We start from the raw sequence: 16,206 nt of genomic DNA, 5'->3' as shown, positions 1-16,206 counted from the left end.
CTGTTACTATGCTAATCAGTTGAGGCATTGTTGCCTGTGGCATCGGTCGGCACAAAGCGTTAATAGCGTCTCATTATAGAACCGGTTGCCCTAAATGGAAACCGCCGGTTGTTAACAAAAGCCTACTGCGCCGTTACATGTTGCGCGTGCAACATCTTGATGAATGGGATAAACCGGGGCCAAAGTCTACCGTGACGGGGAGGGAAGTTACTAATATGTAGCTTCTATTGCTTCAATCCGTGATGCCGATAACGGCCCCGCCGCTCAGCAGGGCCACCTATCGCAGCATTGCGGAGCGTTGAATCAGCCGATGATATCGGCCAGGCTCAGCTCTTCAACAATCTGTTTGACCCAGGCTTCCACGCGTTCGTTGGTCAGTTCCGGCTGGCGGTCTTCATCAATGGCCAAGCCGATAAAGTTGTCATCGTCCGCCAGACCCTTGGAGGCTTCGAAATGGTAGCCTTTGGTTGGCCAGTGGCCGACGATGGCAGCGCCGCGTGGTTCGATAATATCGCGGATGGTGCCCATCGCGTCACAGAAGTACTCGGCATAGTCTTCCTGATCGCCGCAGCCGAACAGCGCAACCAGCTTACCGTTGAAGTCTATTTCTTCCAGCGTCGGGAAAAAGTCGTCCCAGTCACATTGTGCTTCACCGTAGTACCAGGTCGGGATGCCCAGCAGCAAAATGTCAAATGCGTCCAGATCTTCTTTGCTGCTTTTGGCGATGTCGTGAATCTCAGCAACATCATCGCCGAAATCTTTGCGAAGGAGCTTTTGAATCATCTTGGCAATGTTTTCGGTATTGCCCGTGTCGCTGCCAAAGAAAATGCCTACGTTAGCCATATTGCGTATAACCTTTTAATTCAATAAATTACAATACGTTTCGCCTGCTGATCGCATCGGTATCGTTGTAAAGTGGCGTCTTGGTAAAGACCTGGGTCCTACCGGTAAACGCCTATCATGCCAGAAATTTGCTCCGGGGTTTTATCGCGTTCATGCGATGCCGGAAAGTAAGGCGGCGTTAAGCGAGCATCATCCTTACGCCGTGTGCGGCAGGCGCACGTTATTATTGCGACGGCTGCTCTTCCGCCAGCTGCGCCAGCAGCATCTGCTCGATCAGTTCGCTGCGGCTGATATTGCGCTGTTCGGCCAGCTTGTTCAGCGCTTCCACCGCTTCCGCGTTGATTTTCAGTTCCACACGCCGTAATCCACGTACTTTATCGCGCCGTAACTGATTACGCTTATTAATTCTAAGCTGTTCATCACGGGATAACGGGTTGGTTTTCGGGCGCCCCGGACGGCGTTCATCTGCGAACAGATCCAGCGTCGTGCGATCCGTGTTTTCTTTTGCCATAGGTAGCGGTACTGCAAGGGAATTAGCCTCAAAAAGCGATGGTTTGCTTCCGGACGCTGTGGTTAATACCGTTCAGGTCGTTACAACCTAAGCCAACTTTGCCCCCAATCTGGCGCCGGACAGCACGCTGGGGATGGCGGCAAAAATTATAGCGCGCCATCTTACCCCAGCAGGCGTCGCAACGACAATGCCTAACTGAGGCGCAAACGCGCTAAGCCGTTATCTTTAGCGCGTTTTTTCGCCACCTGCGTTATGGCTCGGCCAAAAAGCGGTGAATAGCGCGCAGTACGGCCTGCGGTTTTTCCGCGTGCACCCAGTGTCCGGTGCCGGCCACCTCATAGGCGCGTGCCTGCGGGAACTGGCGTGCAATGGCGTCACGGTAGCTATTTTGCACGTACGCCGACAGCCCGCCGCGGATAAACAGAATCGGATGCGGCCAGGCGGGCACGTCGTGCCAGCCGATAATCGCCGCGTAGTTGGCGATCAGTACCGGCAGGTTGAAGCGCCACTCTCCCTGATGAAAGGATTTCAGCAGGAACTGGATGACGCCTTCTTCATCCAGATAGTCGCGCATCAGCTGCGCCGCCTGTTGGCGCTGGGTGATGCCGGCGTCGCTGACCGCCGTCAGAGCGGCGAAGATGTCATCATGGTGCCGGGTCTGGTAGCCCACCGGGGCGATATCGATGACCACCAGCCGCGCGATGCGCTCTGGCGCCAGCGCCGTCATCGCCATGGCGGCTTTGCCGCCCATCGAATGGCCGATCACGATGGCGCGCTCGATCCGGAGGTCGTCCAGCAGCGTCAGCAGATCCTGCGCCATCGCCGCGTAGCTCATCTCATCGGAACGCGGCGACAGGCCATGGTTGCGCAGGTCCACTTTGATGACGCTGTGCTGCTGATTCAAATCGCGCGCCAGCACCCCGAGGTTGTCGAGATTGCCGAACAGGCCGTGGATCAGCAGGATAGGAAGGGTATCGGCGTTCACCGCCTGTGCGGCCAGCAATTGATAATGTAATTTCATCGCGAAGTTCATGATCTTGAGAGGTTCTGATAGGGTATCATACTCATTATCTGCAAAGGTGATGGATTGGCAGTGCGGACGCATCCCGCTATCCACCGTATTTCCCGCGCGCCGGCCGGCGAGGGCAGGATAAAAAATGACGGGGATATAGGTAATAGTCTGCTTTTGCCTGAGAACGGCACTTTGTTGTGTCTGCCCCCACGCTTTTAACTTTATAATCCCTCGGCTTGAAGACAGAACCTGGCTTCGGGCTTTAAGTAGAAAACACAGTACTGGATAAAGATGAAAACTATTGAAGTCGACGAAGAACTTTACCGTTATATTGCCAGCCACACGCAACATATCGGGGAAAGTGCGTCCGATATTTTACGGCGTATGTTGAAGTTTTCCGCAGGGCAACCTGTGCGTAGCGCAAGCGTAGTGGCCCAGGGTCAGGAGCCGGAAAAAGCGGCGGCGCCACGCCCGCGCGATCGCGTACGCGCCATGCGCGAACTGCTGCTGTCGGATGAATACGCCGAGCAGAACAAAGCCGTAAATCGCTTTATGTTGGTACTTTCTACGCTGTACACCCTGGATGCGGCCGGTTTCGCCATGGCGACCGACGCGTTGCATGGCCGTACCCGCACCTATTTTGCCGGCGATCAGCAAACGTTGCTGGCAAATGGAACGCACACCAAACCGAAACACGTTCCGGGTACGCCTTACTGGGTGATCACCAATACCAATACCGGCCGTAAACGCAGCATGATCGAGCACATCATGCTGGCTATGCAGTTCCCGACGGAGCTGACAGAAAAGGTTTGCGGGACTATTTGATTTAGCGAACTGCTCGTCTCGGCGGCCGCGGCGCGATTGCACCCGGCTCCTGAGAAGAGAAAGGGAGAGATGTTGATGGCGAACCATCCACGTGCCGGGCAACCGGCTCAGCAAAGCGATCTGATTAACGTGGCGCAGCTGACGTCGCAGTATTATGTGCTGCAGCCGGAAGCCGGCAATGCCGCCCATGCGGTGAAATTCGGCACGTCCGGTCACCGTGGCAGCGCCCAGCGCCACAGTTTTAATGAAGCGCACATTCTGGCGATCGCTCAGGCGATTGCCGAAGTGCGTCGCCAGCAGGGCATCACCGGCCCGTGCTACGTGGGTAAGGATACGCACGCCCTGTCTGAACCGGCATTTATCTCGGTGCTGGAAGTGCTGACCGCCAACGGCGTGGATGTTATCGTCCAGGAGAACAACGGCTACACGCCAACGCCGGCGATTTCCAACGCCATCCTGAGCTACAACAGCAAAGGCGGCGCGCAGGCGGACGGCATCGTTATCACGCCTTCCCACAACCCACCGGAAGATGGCGGCATCAAATACAACCCGCCTAACGGCGGCCCGGCCGACACCAATCTGACCTCGGTGATTGAAAAACGCGCCAACGAACTGCTGAGCGCCAAACTGCAGGGCGTACAGCGTCAGTCGCTGGAGAAGGCCTGGAACGGCGGTCATCTGCACGCGCAGGATCTGGTGCAGCCGTATGTTGAAGGGCTGGTGGACGTCGTTGATATGCCGGCCATTCAGAATGCCAGCCTGAAGCTGGGCGTCGATCCGCTCGGCGGCTCCGGCATCGCTTACTGGCAGCGTATCGCCGAGCATTACAAGCTGGATCTGACGCTGGTGAACGACGCCGTCGATCAGACCTTCCGCTTTATGAGCCTGGACCACGACGGCGTGATTCGCATGGACTGCTCCTCCGAATCGGCAATGGCGGGTCTGCTGGCGCTGCGCGACAAGTTCGATCTGGCGTTTGCCAATGACCCGGACTACGACCGCCATGGCATCGTGACGCCGGCTGGCTTGATGAACCCGAATCACTATCTGGCGGTGGCGATCAACTACCTGTTCCAGCACCGTCCGCAGTGGGGCGCCGACGTTGCCGTTGGTAAAACACTGGTGTCCAGCGCGATGATTGACCGCGTGGTGGCCGATCTGGGCCGTAAACTGGTGGAAGTGCCGGTCGGCTTCAAATGGTTCGTTGACGGTCTGTACGACGGCAGCTTCGGCTTCGGCGGCGAAGAGAGCGCCGGCGCGTCCTTCCTGCGTTTCGACGGCAAGCCGTGGTCTACTGACAAAGACGGCATCATTATGTGCCTGCTGGCGGCGGAAATTACCGCGGTGAGCGGTGAGAACCCGCAGCGTCATTATGACCTGTTGGCGGCCCGCTTCGGCGCGCCAAGCTACAACCGTCTGCAAGCGCCGGCGAGCCACGCGCAGAAAGCGGCGCTGTCCAAGCTGTCTCCAGAGATGGTACTGGCCGACACGCTGGGCGGCGATGCCATCACCGCACGTCTGACCGCAGCGCCGGGCAACGGCGCGTCGATCGGCGGCCTGAAGGTGATGACCGACAACGGCTGGTTTGCGGCGCGTCCGTCCGGTACGGAAGAGGCCTACAAAATCTATTGCGAGAGCTTCCTCGGGGCGGAACACCGCCAGAAAATCGAGCAGGAAGCGGTGGAGATCGTCAGCGAAGTGCTGGCCTCCGCAAAATAATCCCCCGCAGTAATAGAAAAAAGCGCTGTTTTTACAGCGCTTTTTTTATGTCCGCAATTTAGATATATCTAATCACGATATTTTCCTTGCCGATTTAGATATATCGATCTAGATTAGATATATCGGACTTGATTCGATATATCTAAAACCACCTGAGAGGTAAGCATTATGTTTCATCGATTCCGTTCGGATCGCTTCTGCGATCGTCACGGTGAAGCGCGCGAACGTCGCTGCCATCACCGCCGGGCCGGGCGCCACGCGATGGGCGGCCACGGCGAAGAGCACGGCCGCGGTCGCGGGCGCGGCAGTAAACTGCATCGTCTGTTTGAACACGGCGATCTGCGTATGGTGCTGCTGGCGCTGGTAGAGCGCAAACCGAGCCACGGCTATGAATTAATCAAGGCGATTGAAGAGGCCTCCTCCGGCCTGTATGTGCCGAGCCCCGGCGTGATCTATCCGACGCTGACGCTGCTGGAAGAGCAGGATTTCCTGGAAGCGGAAACCTCGGGCAAAGGGCGTAAGAGCTACCAGATTACCGATGCCGGTAAAGCGGAGCTGGCGCAGCATCAGACCGCGGTGGACGTGATTTTCGCCCGCCTGGCCGATGCCGGCCGCCGCCGCGAAGGGAACCTGGCCGAGGGCATTGCCGACACCATGCAACGCCTGAAGCGTGTGCTGCGCGGCAATATGATGCGCGCCGATCTGACGCAGGAGCAGGTTGAACGCATTAACCAGGCGCTGATCGAGGCGGTCAGCCGTATCGAGTCCGAAGTGGCCACACATGACAACGCAGAGGAGCAAGCCTGATGCCAGGACACCGTTTTCGTATTACCGTTGAGGCGCTGAGCGACCGTAAAGGCGCGCCGGTAGAAAAGACGCCGCTGGTGTTTGAAGTGGAAAATCATGACGACATTCTGGAAATTGTCGAACGCATTCAGGGGCGGGAGGATTTGGCCTTCGGCAAGGAAAAAAGCGCCGCCTTTGCCGTCGGGTTGAAACTGTTTTCCGAGGTGATGATCGAAAACCGTAAACATGCGGTGTTTGCGCCGCTGCGCGACGCATTCAAAGCGTTTATGGTCGGTCTGAAAAAAGGGCCGCAGGCCGGGGAATAGCCGGCTCAGGGCATAAAGCGGTAGCCGACGCCGGTTTCGGTCAGCAGATGCTTGGGGCGCGCCGGATCGGCCTCCAGCTTCTGCCGCAGATGCCCCATATAAATGCGCAGGTAATGGCTGTGTTCGACGTAGTTCGGCCCCCAGACGTGGCTGAGCAGCTGGCGCTGGGTCAGCACCTTGCCGGCGTTGGCCAGCAGTTCGGCCAGCAGACGGAACTCAATCGGCGTCAGATGCAGCTCTTCGCCGCCGCGCGTGACCTGGCGGTTAAGCAGATCGACGCTGACGTCGGCAAAGCTGACCTGCGGGCTTTCCTGCTGGCTGCCGGCATGGCGGCGCAGCGCCACGCGCACCCGCGCCAGCAGCTCGCCGATACCGAAAGGTTTGCTGAGATAGTCGTCGGCGCCGGCGTCCAGCGCAGAGATTTTGTCCTCTTCCGCCAGGCGGGCGGACAGCACGATGATCGGGATGCTGCTCCACTGGCGCAGATCGCGGATAAAACTCAGCCCGTCGCCGTCGGGCAGCCCCAGATCGAGGATAATCAGGTCCGGCTTGCGCGTGCCGGCTTCAATCAGACCCCGCTGCAGCGTATCGCTTTCAAACACCCGCAGTCCTTCCGTCTCCAGCGCGCTGCGGACAAAGCGCCGGATCTCTTTCTCATCTTCCACGATCAGAATGTTAATCGGGGTCATGCTCAACATTGTCCTCGGTTATAAATCGAAGTCTGCGCCGTCCATTTCCGGCATGCTTTCCAGCGGCAGCAGAAACTTGAAGCTGGCGCCGCCGTGGCTGCCGTTATCCGCCCAAATACGCCCGCCGTGCAGCTCGATAATGGCGCGGCAGATCGCCAGCCCCAGACCGACGCCGGGAATGGCGGATTCTTTATCGCCGCGAGAGAATTTGTCGAAGATATGCTGCCTTTGCTCGGCGGGAATACCGGGGCCGTTATCCCAGATTTCCACCTCCAGCCACTCCGGCAAAGTGCGGGCGCGAATACCGATAATAGCATCCTGTCCGGCATATTTATCGGCATTTTCCAACAGGTTGGTGAATACACGCTCCAATAAACTACCATCGCAGTTGATCAGCACCATTTCATCGGGCAGCTCCACCTTGACCTCATGCTGGTTGAAGATCGGCTCCAGCATATGCAGTGACGCGCCGACGATCTCCTCCAGCGACTGCCACTCTTTGCGCAGGATAAAACCGCCGGACTGAATGCGCGCCATATCCAACAGATTATTCACCAGCCGGGTGGTGCTCAACACCTGCTGGCGGATCTGGCTGGCCTGCGGGGCGTGCCGGGATCCTTCCGCCGCCAGATCCAGCGTAAGAATTTCCGCCTGGCCGAACAGCACCGTCAGCGGCGTGCGCAGATCGTGCGACAGCGCCGCCAGCAGCGAGTTGCGCAGCTGCTCGCGTTCGGTATCCAGCCGCGCCTGCGCGGCGCTGCGCGCCAGTTGCTGACGCTCCAGCGCGCTGGCGATCAGCACGCTGAAGGTTTGCAGCAGCCGCTGCTGTTCCGGCACCATCAGCTGGCGCAGGTTGTTCGGCTCGATCGCCAGCAGGCCGAAGGTGTGCTGCGAGGTTTTCAGCGGCAGCAGTTGGTAAGGCACGCCGGGCAGCGTATCGGTGCCCGCGCCGGCGGGCTGCCCTTTGTCATAGCTCCAGCGGGCGATGGCCTCATCCACCGACAGCAGACCGCCGTCCTGGCCGACCATTTGCCGCAGCTGGCCGTCTTCCTGCGGCAGCATCAGCACGGTTTTGGCGTGAAAACTGCTGGAAAGGAAGTGACGGCTGGTGCTGGCGACGTCTTCGGCGGTCAGCGCCTGGCTCAGGCCGTGCGACATTTCATACAGGTGTCGCGCCCGCTGTTCGCGGTAGCGCGCCACGCGCGCCTGATAACGCACGCCGGCAGTGAGGTTACCGATGGTGATACCGACGGTCAGCATCACCGCGAAGGTCAGCAGATACTGCACATCGCTGACGGCAAATGACCAGTGTGGCTGGACAAAGAACAGATCGAAACTGGCGACGTTAATCACCGCCGCCAGCACCGACGGCCAACGGCCGAAAAACAGCGCGACAATCACCACGCCGAGCAGATACACCATCACCAGGTTGGCCTGATCGAACCCCGGCAGCAGCCATTGGGAGAGCAGGGTGATCAGCGCGCACAGCGCGAACGCCACCGCACAGCCGCGCAGCTGCATGCGCCACTTATCGCTGAAGCTGCGGTTATCGGGTTCTTTCAGCACGCTCGGCGGGCGCTCATCCTCCAGCGCCACGATCACCAGATCGAGGTCTGGTCCTAACTGGCCGAGACGGTCGGCGAAACTGCTGCGGAACTTCCAGCGCTGTTCACCGCGCCGGCCGATAATAATTTTGCCCAGATTATGCTCGCGGGCGTAACGCAGCACCGCGCGTTCTTCCGACGGTGCGGCCAGCGTGGCGGTCTGTGCGCCCAGTTCCTGCGCCAGACGCAGCGCGCGCAGAATGGCGCGCCGACGGCTTTCCGGCAGCCGGTGCAGCTTGGGGGTTTCCACATAGACCGCGTGCCAGTGGCAGCCGAGCCGCGCCGCCAGACGGGCGGCAATGCGCACCAGTTTTTCGCTGCCGCTGTTGTGGCCGACGCACAGCAAAATGCTGTCGCGGGTGTGCCAGACCTTCTCCTGCCCCTGGGTATCGCGGAAGGCGCGCATCTGGTCGTCCACCCGGTCGGCGGTGCGGCGCAGCGCCAGCTCGCGCAGGGCGATCAGGTTGCCTTTGCGGAAGAAGTGCTCAATGGCGCGCTCGGCGTGGCCGGGCAGGTAGACCTTGCCCTCATTCAGCCGCCGCTGCAGGTCGTCCGGCGGCAGGTCGACCAGCACCACTTCGGTGGCCTGATCGAAGACGTGGTCGGGCACGGTTTCGCGCACCCGCACGCCGGTAATGCCGCCGACTACGTCGTTCAGGCTTTCCAGGTGCTGTACGTTGACGGTGGTCAGTACGTCGATGCCGGCATCCAGCAGCTCCTCCACATCCTGCCAGCGTTTGGGGTGACGCGAGCCGTGGGCGTTGCTGTGGGCCAGTTCATCCATCAGGATCAGCGCCGGATGGCGCGCCAGCGCGGCATCCAGATCGAACTCACGCACCACGCGGCCGCGGTGCTGAATCCGTTTTTGCGGCAGCACGCTCAGCCCGTCCAGCAGCGCGGCGGTCTCATTGCGGCCGTGGGTTTCCACCACCCCGATCAGAACGTCAAGGCCCAGAGCGCGTTGCCTCTGGGCTTCTTGCAGCATGGCGTAGGTTTTACCGACGCCGGCGCAGGCGCCGAAAAATACTTTCAGACGGCCGCGTGGTTTTTCGTTGGCGACCGCCAGCAGGCTGTCCGGATCGGGGCGCTGCTGTTCATCATCAACCATGAAAACTCCTTGTCTGGCAACGCAAAATGGGTTCGCCGTGGCGAACCCGTACAGAAAGGGACATGCCTGTCGCGTTTATTACAGCGCGTCCAGCGCCATATTCAACTGCAGCACGTTGACCGTGGTCGTGCCGAGAAAGCCCGGCGCGGGTCGTTCGCTGTGTTCGGCGATTAACCGCGCCACCCGGGCCGGCGGCAGATGGCGGGCGGCGGCGACGCGGGCCAGCTGGTACTGCGCGGCGGCGACGGAGATCTGCGGGTCGAGGCCGCTGCCGGAGGCGGTCAGCAGGTCGACCGGGATCGGGCCGCGCATGGTCGGGTTGGCCTGACGCAGCAGGGCGGCCCGCTCGGCGAAGGCGTTATCCAGCGCCGGGTTTGACGCCGCCAGATTGCTGCCGCCTGACGCTTCGGCATTATAGGCCGAATCGGCGGTGGCGGAAGGGCGGCCCCAGAAATAGCGCGGCTGGGTAAAATTCTGGCCGATCAGCGCCGAACCGGCCAGTTTGTCGCCATGGTACAGCAGCGAGCCGTTGGCCTGCTGGGAAAATAGCAGCTGCGCCAGGCCGGTGGTCAGCAGCGGATAGGCGATACCGGTGAGCAGCGTCAGCAAAATCAGCATCACCAGCGCAGGACGTAAATAAGACATGGTGTTTCTCCTTAACGGTTAACCGGCGATATGCAGCAGCGTCAGCAGCAGGTCAATCAGCTTAATGCCGACGAACGGCACCAGCAGGCCGCCCAGCCCGTACAGCCACAGGTTGCGGCGCAGCAGCGCCGCCGCGCTCATGGCTTTGTAGCTGACGCCTTTAAGCGCCAGCGGGATCAGGAACACAATCACCAGCGCGTTGAAAATCACCGCCGACATAATGGCCGACGACGGCGAATGCAGATGCATAATATTCAGCGCGTTCAGCTGCGGGTAAGTGGCGGCAAAGGCGGCCGGAATAATGGCGAAATATTTCGCCACGTCGTTGGCGATGCTGAAGGTGGTCAGAGAGCCGCGCGTCATCAGCATCTGTTTGCCGATATGCACCACCTCAATCAGCTTGGTCGGGTTGGAGTCCAGATCGACCATATTACCGGCCTCTTTCGCCGCCTGAGTGCCGGAGTTCATCGCCACCGCCACGTCGGCCTGCGCCAGCGCTGGCGCATCGTTGGTGCCGTCGCCGGTCATCGCCACCAGCCGGCCCTCCGCCTGATACTGGCGGATCAGCGCCAGTTTGGCTTCCGGCGTTGCTTCGGCCAGGAAATCGTCTACCCCGGCCTCGGCGGCGATGGCGGCGGCGGTCAGCCGGTTGTCGCCGGTGATCATCACCGTTTTGATCCCCATGCGGCGCAGCTCGGCAAAGCGTTCTTTGATGCCGCCTTTGACGATGTCCTTCAGCGCCACCACGCCCAGCACCCGCGCGTCTTCCGCCACCACCAGCGGCGTGCCGCCGGTGTGCGCCACGCCTTCCACCAGCGCGTCGATCTCCGGCGGGAAATGGCCGTTGTTGGATTCCACGTGGCGGCGGATGGCGTCTACCGCGCCTTTGCGGATAACCCGCTGCTGTACATTGACGCCGCTCATGCGGGTCTGCGCCGAGAAGGGCACAAAGGTGGCGTTGAGCGTCTGTAAATCACGTTCGCGCAGGTTGAAGCGCTGTTTTGCCAGCACCACGATGCTGCGGCCCTCCGGCGTTTCATCCGCCAGCGATGACAGCTGCGCGGCGTCCGCCAGTTGTTGCTCTTCGATGCCGGGAGCGGGCAGAAACTCGGAGGCCTGACGGTTGCCGAGGGTGATGGTGCCGGTTTTGTCCAGCAGCAGCACGTCCACGTCGCCGGCGGCCTCCACCGCCCGGCCGCTGGTGGCGATCACATTGGCGCCGAGCATGCGGCTCATGCCCGCCACGCCGATCGCCGACAGCAAACCGCCGATGGTGGTGGGGATCAGGCAGACCAGCAGCGCCACCAGCACGGTGATGGTGACCACCGCGCCGCTGCCGGCGGCGGTGACGCTGTAGTGCGAGAACGGCAGCAGGGTTGCGGTTGCCAGCACGAAGACGATGGTCAGCGCCACCAGCAAAATGGTCAGCGCCACCTCATTCGGCGTTTTACGTCGTTTGGCACCTTCGACCATGGCGATCATCCGGTCGAGGAAGGTTTCCCCCGGGTTGACGCTGCACTGGACGATCAGCCAGTCGGACAGCACGCGGGTGCCGCCGGTGACCGAGGAGAAGTCGCCGCCGGATTCGCGGATCACCGGCGCGGATTCGCCGGTGATGGCGCTTTCATCCACCGATGCGCCGCCTTCCAGCACTTCGCCGTCGCAGGGGACAGTGTCGCCGGCCTCCACCAGCACCACGTCGCCTTTACGCAGGCTCTGCGCCGCGACCTTCTCCTGGGCCGCCTCGCGCTGCGGCTGCGCCAGTTTCTTGGCCCAGCTGGTTTTTTTGCTGCCTTTCAGGCTCTCCGCCTGCGCTTTGCTGCGGCCTTCCGCCAGCGCTTCGGCGAAGTTGGCGAACAGCACGGTAAACCACAGCCACAGCGCCACGCTGCCGGTAAAGGCGGCATCGCCGGTGCTGTAGCCGGCCAGCATGCCCAGCCAGATCAGGGTGGTGAGCAGGCTGCCGAGGTATACCACGAACATCACCGGGTTACGCCATTGGGTGCGCGGGTTCAGCTTTTTCACGGCGTCCAGCAGCGCGTTACGCACCAGCGCCGGTTCAAATAGCGCGCGTTGTTTGCGAGTCATAACTATTTCTCTCTAAGAAGCCGTTAATGGGCCAGCCAAATCTGTAAATGCTCGGCCACCGGGCCCAGCGCCAGCGCAGGGATAAAGGTCAGGGCGCCGACCAGCAGCACGGTGCCGATCAGCAAGCCGACAAACAGCGGTCCGTAGGTTGGCAGAGTGCCGTTCCCCGCCGGCTGACGTTTTTTGGCGCACAGTGAACCGGCTATCGCCAGCACCGGCAGAATCACGCCGAAGCGGCCGACCAGCATGGCGAAGGCCAGCAGCAGGTTATAGAACGGGGTGTTGACGCTCAGCCCGGCGAAGGCGCTGCCGTTGTTATTGGCCGCAGAGGAGAAGGCGTACAGCACTTCGCTCAGCCCGTGGGCACCGGGGTTGAGAATGCCGCTGCGTCCGGCTGCGGTCGCCAGCGCCAGCGCGCTGCCCAACAGCACCAGCGTCGGCGTCACCAGGATCGCCAGCGCGGTCATTTTCATTTCATAGACGTCGATCTTTTTCCCCAGGTACTCCGGTGTGCGGCCGATCATCAGGCCGGCGATAAACACCGTCAGCAGGACGAACAGCAGCATGCCGTACAGCCCGGAGCCAACGCCGCCGAACACCACTTCACCAATTTGCATCAGCCACATCGGCACCATGCCGCCCAGCGCGGTAAAGGAATCATGCATGGCGTTGACCGCACCGCAGGAGGCGGCGGTGGTGACTACCGAGAACAGGCTGCTGGCGAGGATGCCAAAGCGTGACTCTTTGCCTTCCATATTGATAACGCTGTCGGCGCCGGCGGCGCTCAGGTGCGGATTGCCCGCCAGTTCGGCATACATCACCACCACCACCGCGACGACGAAGATCAGCGACATCGCCCATAGCAGCGTATGGCCCTGACGGTTTTCACCGGCGGCCTGGCCGAAGGCAAAGCACAGCGCGCTGGGGATCAGGAAGATCGCCAGCATCTGCACCATATTGCTCAGCGCGGTGGGGTTTTCAAACGGGTGCGCCGAGTTGGCGCCAAAGAAGCCGCCGCCGTTGGTGCCGAGCATTTTTATCGCTTCCTGAGACGCCACCGGCCCCATCGGCAACACCTGCTGACCGCCTTCCAGCGTGGTCAGATGCAGATAGGGCGACAGGTTCTGCAGCACGCCCTGGCTGACAAAAAACAGCGCGATGAGCAGCGAAAGCGGCAGCAGCAGGTACAGCGTAATACGCCAGATATCCAGCCAGGCGTTGCCGATGGTGGCGCTGGAACGGCGGCTGAACGCGCGGATCAGCGCAAATGCGACTGCGATGCCGCTGGCGGCGGACAGGAAGTTCTGTACCGTCAGGCCGGCCATCTGGCTGAGGTAGCTCAGGGTGTTTTCACCGCTGTAGGCCTGCCAGTTGGTATTGGTGACGAAGCTGACGGCGGTGTTCAGCGCCAGATGCCAGGACATCCCCGGGAAGCCCTGCGGGTTGAGCGGCAGCGCGCCTTGCCCCATCAGCAGCGTCATCAGCAGGATGATGCCGAGCAGGTTGAAGAGCAGGATCGCCAGCGCATACTGGCGCCAGTTCATCTCCTCCCCGCGGCTACCGCTGCAGCCGCGGATAAACTGTTCGCTGTGACGCAGCACGGGCAGCGGCTCGCCTTCAATCAGGCGTGCCAGAAAATAGCCCAGCGGGCGTGACAGAAGCAGCAGAACCAGCAGGAAGCTGGCGATAAACAGAAAGGCTGACGCAGCCATCAGAACTCCTCCGCGTTGAACAGGGCGTAAACCAGATAGCCCAACAGCAGCAGAACCAACAGCGTGCCGGCGATAACGCTGATACTCACGGGACACCTCCACAGGTGACGATTTTTGATAGCGGCAGTGTAGGAAGGTGGATAGAAAGAAGATGAAAAAATCGCGTTGCAGGCTGTAAAAAAAGTATAAAAACGTCTGAATAATCGGCGCTTTTGCGGCATAGGGCGGGTCAGGAGGAGAGCGAGGCGTCATCGTTGTGTCAGATAACCATAAGGTAACCAATGTTTAGTTAATAATTAACCATCCTGTAACAAACTTTCAGTATAAAGAGCAATATGCGCTTTTTTCGTGTAATTTAGTGGTCGGATGAGTAGTAAATTTTCATCAGGTGCGCTAAAATTTTGCGCAGTTACCAAATCATCCGTTTATCTGTTTTTACGTCGTCGCTGTGCCTGACGCTATGCAGCCGGCGTGTTTTAAGGAGGTTCGCATGTCTACTTATCAAGCTTATTCATTGCATCGGATTCTCCTGCGCCGTGGCGCAGTGATCCTGGCCGGCGTGCTGGCCCTGCCGGTGATGCTGTTCCGCTCCGATCGCGCGCGTTTTTACAGCTATCTGCACCGCGTCTGGTCAAAAACCAGCGATAAGCCGGTCTGGCTGCAACAGGCGGAGCTGGCGTCCGGCGATTTTTACTAAGCCGCGCTTTTCCCCTGCAACCCTCGCCTTGGCGAGGTTTTTTTATGTCCGCAGCCGGCAGGCGTCATCGTCTTAACCGCCGAATTCTTCTATACTTTTAGTATTGTTTAACGCAGCGGTAACCGCTCGTTCGGTTGTTATGCCGTCCGGCGTCGCGCGTAATTGATGGTATTGATAAAAGGATGGTTATGACCACCCATTTGGTCTGGCTGCGCAATGATTTGCGCATCACGGACAACAAGGCATTGCACGCCGCCTGCAGCGATCCGCAGGCGCAGGTGGTGGCGCTGTTTATCGCCACGCCGCAACAGTGGCGGCAGCACGAGATGGCGCCGCGGCAGGCGGCCTTTATTTACGCCAACCTGCTGCCGCTACAGTCGCAGCTGGCGCAGCGCGGTATTCCGCTGGTGGTGCATCAGTGCGATGATTTTGCCGACTCGGTGCGCTGGCTTACGGACTATTGCCGCACCACCGGCGTCGATGCGCTGTTTTACAACCGGCAGTATGAACTGAATGAGCGGCGGCGTGACCGGCAGGTTGAAACCGCGCTGGCGGATACGCTGACCTGTCACGCGTTTGATGACGCGCTGTTGCTGCCGCCGGGCAGCGTGCAGACCGGCAAAGGCGAGATGTATCAGGTCTATACGCCGTTTCGTAAGGCGTTTTTGCAGCGTCTGTACAGCGCCGATGTACGCTCCCTGCCGGCGCCAGCGGTGCGTGCGAGCGGTGCGATTTCGCCGCCGGCGCCGCCGGTTCCGTTTGTTGATCCTGATGCCGCATGGGATGCGGCGGCATTCCCGCCGGGTGAGGAACACGCCTTGCGCCGGCTGCGCACTTTTTGCCTCGAGCAGGTGCAGGACTACCGGCAGCAGCGCGACTTTCCGGCGCTGGACGCCACCAGCGGCCTGTCGCCGTATCTGGCGATAGGCGTGTTATCGCCGCGTCAGTGCGTCAATCGCCTGCGGCTGACCTGCCCTGACCTGCTGGAGCAGCCGGACGGCGGCGCGTTTACCTGGCTGAATGAGTTAGTCTGGCGTGAATTTTACCGCCATCTGCTGGTGGCTTATCCGGCCCTGTGCCGCCATCGCCCCTTTATCGGCTGGACGGAGGCCGTTCGCTGGAATCCGGACGCCGGGGCGCTACAGGCCTGGCAGCAGGGGCGCACCGGCTACCCGATTGTCGATGCGGCCATGCGGCAACTGAATAACACCGGATGGATGCATAACCGTTTACGGATGATCGTGGCCAGTTTTTTGGTGAAGGATCTGCTGATCGACTGGCGAGCCGGCGAGCGCTATTTTATGCGCCAGCTGCTGGATGGCGATTTCGCCGCCAATAACGGCGGCTGGCAGTGGGCGGCGTCGACCGGTACCGACGCGGCGCCTTATTTTCGCATCTTTAATCCGACGACGCAGGGCGAACGTTTTGATCCGCAAGGCGCTTTTATCCGTAAATGGTTGCCCGAACTGGCGGATGTACCGGACAATGAACTTCATCATCCCCACCGTTGGGCGGAAAAGCAGGGTATTGCGCTGGCGTATCCGCCGCCGATCGTCGACCACCGCCAGGCGCGGCTGACGACGCTGGCGGCGTTTGAGGCGGCGAAACGCGGAGGGGATTAACGGTCACCGCAAGGAGCAA

15 protein-coding genes are annotated in these 16,206 nt (G+C 60.5%); 6 read left to right on the top strand and 9 right to left on the bottom strand.

Annotated features, from left to right (window positions below; all coding sequences use genetic code 11):
- Positions 1-303 precede the first annotated feature (303 nt).
- The 3 genes from fldA to ybfF form a co-directional block, all read right to left on the bottom strand.
- Positions 304-843, bottom strand: a complete 540-nt coding sequence (fldA, locus tag FO014_RS04130; RefSeq protein ID WP_105230132.1) for a flavodoxin FldA — start codon at positions 841-843, stop codon at positions 304-306.
- A gap of 223 nt (positions 844-1,066) precedes the next feature.
- Positions 1,067-1,354: a LexA regulated protein gene (gene ybfE / locus FO014_RS04125; RefSeq protein WP_160027943.1), complete on the bottom strand. Its 288-nt coding sequence runs from the start codon at positions 1,352-1,354 to the stop codon at positions 1,067-1,069.
- 250 nt (positions 1,355-1,604) lie between these two features.
- The gene (ybfF, locus tag FO014_RS04120; protein WP_201282913.1) at positions 1,605-2,387 is read right to left on the bottom strand and encodes an esterase; all 783 of its coding nucleotides are present in this window, start codon (positions 2,385-2,387) and stop codon (positions 1,605-1,607) included.
- Between the two features lie 270 nt (positions 2,388-2,657).
- Here ybfF and seqA point away from each other — a divergent pair, with 270 nt between their 5' ends.
- From seqA to FO014_RS04100, 4 genes are all read left to right on the top strand, one after another.
- Positions 2,658-3,191: a replication initiation negative regulator SeqA gene (gene seqA / locus FO014_RS04115; RefSeq protein ID WP_105230135.1), complete on the top strand. Its 534-nt coding sequence runs from the start codon at positions 2,658-2,660 to the stop codon at positions 3,189-3,191.
- A gap of 75 nt (positions 3,192-3,266) precedes the next feature.
- Entirely contained in the window at positions 3,267-4,910 is a 1,644-nt protein-coding gene (pgm, locus tag FO014_RS04110; protein WP_160027941.1) for a phosphoglucomutase (alpha-D-glucose-1,6-bisphosphate-dependent), read from the top strand.
- A 168-nt stretch (positions 4,911-5,078) separates the two neighbouring features.
- Positions 5,079-5,717 carry a PadR family transcriptional regulator gene (locus FO014_RS04105; RefSeq protein WP_160027940.1) on the top strand — a complete coding sequence of 213 codons (639 nt, stop codon included), beginning with the start codon at positions 5,079-5,081 and terminating at the stop codon, positions 5,715-5,717.
- Positions 5,717-6,022 (top strand): DUF3861 domain-containing protein, encoded by a 306-nt coding sequence (locus tag FO014_RS04100; protein ID WP_105230138.1) that lies wholly within the window; start codon positions 5,717-5,719, stop codon positions 6,020-6,022. Before FO014_RS04105 ends, FO014_RS04100 begins: the two co-directional genes overlap by 1 nt.
- 5 nt (positions 6,023-6,027) lie before the next feature.
- Here the strand turns inward: FO014_RS04100 and kdpE are convergent, their stop codons facing one another.
- The 6 genes from kdpE to FO014_RS04070 form a co-directional block, all read right to left on the bottom strand.
- A complete protein-coding gene (gene kdpE / locus FO014_RS04095; RefSeq protein WP_105233227.1) occupies positions 6,028-6,717 on the bottom strand; it encodes a two-component system response regulator KdpE in 690 nt (229 codons plus the stop codon).
- Positions 6,718-6,729: 12 nt separating this feature from the next.
- The gene (kdpD, locus tag FO014_RS04090) at positions 6,730-9,423 is read right to left on the bottom strand and encodes a two-component system sensor histidine kinase KdpD (RefSeq protein ID WP_160027939.1); all 2,694 of its coding nucleotides are present in this window, start codon (positions 9,421-9,423) and stop codon (positions 6,730-6,732) included.
- A 78-nt stretch (positions 9,424-9,501) separates the two neighbouring features.
- Complete coding sequence (gene kdpC / locus FO014_RS04085; protein ID WP_105230140.1) at positions 9,502-10,068, bottom strand: potassium-transporting ATPase subunit KdpC; 567 nt, start codon at positions 10,066-10,068, stop codon at positions 9,502-9,504.
- Positions 10,069-10,086: 18 nt separating this feature from the next.
- A complete protein-coding gene (kdpB, locus tag FO014_RS04080) occupies positions 10,087-12,156 on the bottom strand; it encodes a potassium-transporting ATPase subunit KdpB (RefSeq protein WP_160027938.1) in 2,070 nt (689 codons plus the stop codon).
- A 23-nt stretch (positions 12,157-12,179) separates the two neighbouring features.
- Positions 12,180-13,868 (bottom strand): potassium-transporting ATPase subunit KdpA, encoded by a 1,689-nt coding sequence (gene kdpA / locus FO014_RS04075; RefSeq protein WP_160027937.1) that lies wholly within the window; start codon positions 13,866-13,868, stop codon positions 12,180-12,182.
- Complete coding sequence (locus tag FO014_RS04070; RefSeq protein WP_105230143.1) at positions 13,868-13,957, bottom strand: K(+)-transporting ATPase subunit F; 90 nt, start codon at positions 13,955-13,957, stop codon at positions 13,868-13,870. The genes kdpA and FO014_RS04070 overlap by 1 nt, the downstream gene beginning before the upstream one ends.
- Before the next feature lie 401 nt (positions 13,958-14,358).
- Here FO014_RS04070 and FO014_RS04065 point away from each other — a divergent pair, with 401 nt between their 5' ends.
- Positions 14,359-14,565, top strand: coding sequence for a YbfA family protein (locus tag FO014_RS04065; protein ID WP_160027936.1), 207 nt, complete (start codon positions 14,359-14,361; stop codon positions 14,563-14,565).
- 188 nt (positions 14,566-14,753) lie between these two features.
- Positions 14,754-16,187, top strand: a complete 1,434-nt coding sequence (gene phrB, locus FO014_RS04060) for a deoxyribodipyrimidine photo-lyase (protein WP_160027935.1) — start codon at positions 14,754-14,756, stop codon at positions 16,185-16,187.
- Positions 16,188-16,206: the final 19 nt, after the last annotated feature.

This window comes from Serratia rhizosphaerae (assembly GCF_009817885.1).
Taxonomy (GTDB): Bacteria; Pseudomonadota; Gammaproteobacteria; order Enterobacterales; family Enterobacteriaceae; genus Serratia_B; species Serratia_B rhizosphaerae.
Note: the sequence above shows the minus strand (reverse complement) of the source record. Positions and strands in the feature narration are given on the sequence as shown.

Coding starts and splice junctions, on each gene's coding strand:
- fldA (WP_105230132.1), bottom strand. CDS start 843: ATGGCTAACGTAGGCATTTTCTTTGGCAGCGACACGGGCAATACCGAA.
- ybfE (WP_160027943.1), bottom strand. CDS start 1,354: ATGGCAAAAGAAAACACGGATCGCACGACGCTGGATCTGTTCGCAGAT.
- ybfF (WP_201282913.1), bottom strand. CDS start 2,387: ATGAACTTCGCGATGAAATTACATTATCAATTGCTGGCCGCACAGGCG.
- seqA (WP_105230135.1), top strand. CDS start 2,658: ATGAAAACTATTGAAGTCGACGAAGAACTTTACCGTTATATTGCCAGC.
- pgm (WP_160027941.1), top strand. CDS start 3,267: ATGGCGAACCATCCACGTGCCGGGCAACCGGCTCAGCAAAGCGATCTG.
- FO014_RS04105 (WP_160027940.1), top strand. CDS start 5,079: ATGTTTCATCGATTCCGTTCGGATCGCTTCTGCGATCGTCACGGTGAA.
- FO014_RS04100 (WP_105230138.1), top strand. CDS start 5,717: ATGCCAGGACACCGTTTTCGTATTACCGTTGAGGCGCTGAGCGACCGT.
- kdpD (WP_160027939.1), bottom strand. CDS start 9,423: ATGGTTGATGATGAACAGCAGCGCCCCGATCCGGACAGCCTGCTGGCG.
- kdpC (WP_105230140.1), bottom strand. CDS start 10,068: ATGTCTTATTTACGTCCTGCGCTGGTGATGCTGATTTTGCTGACGCTG.
- kdpB (WP_160027938.1), bottom strand. CDS start 12,156: ATGACTCGCAAACAACGCGCGCTATTTGAACCGGCGCTGGTGCGTAAC.
- kdpA (WP_160027937.1), bottom strand. CDS start 13,868: ATGGCTGCGTCAGCCTTTCTGTTTATCGCCAGCTTCCTGCTGGTTCTG.
- FO014_RS04065 (WP_160027936.1), top strand. CDS start 14,359: ATGTCTACTTATCAAGCTTATTCATTGCATCGGATTCTCCTGCGCCGT.
- phrB (WP_160027935.1), top strand. CDS start 14,754: ATGACCACCCATTTGGTCTGGCTGCGCAATGATTTGCGCATCACGGAC.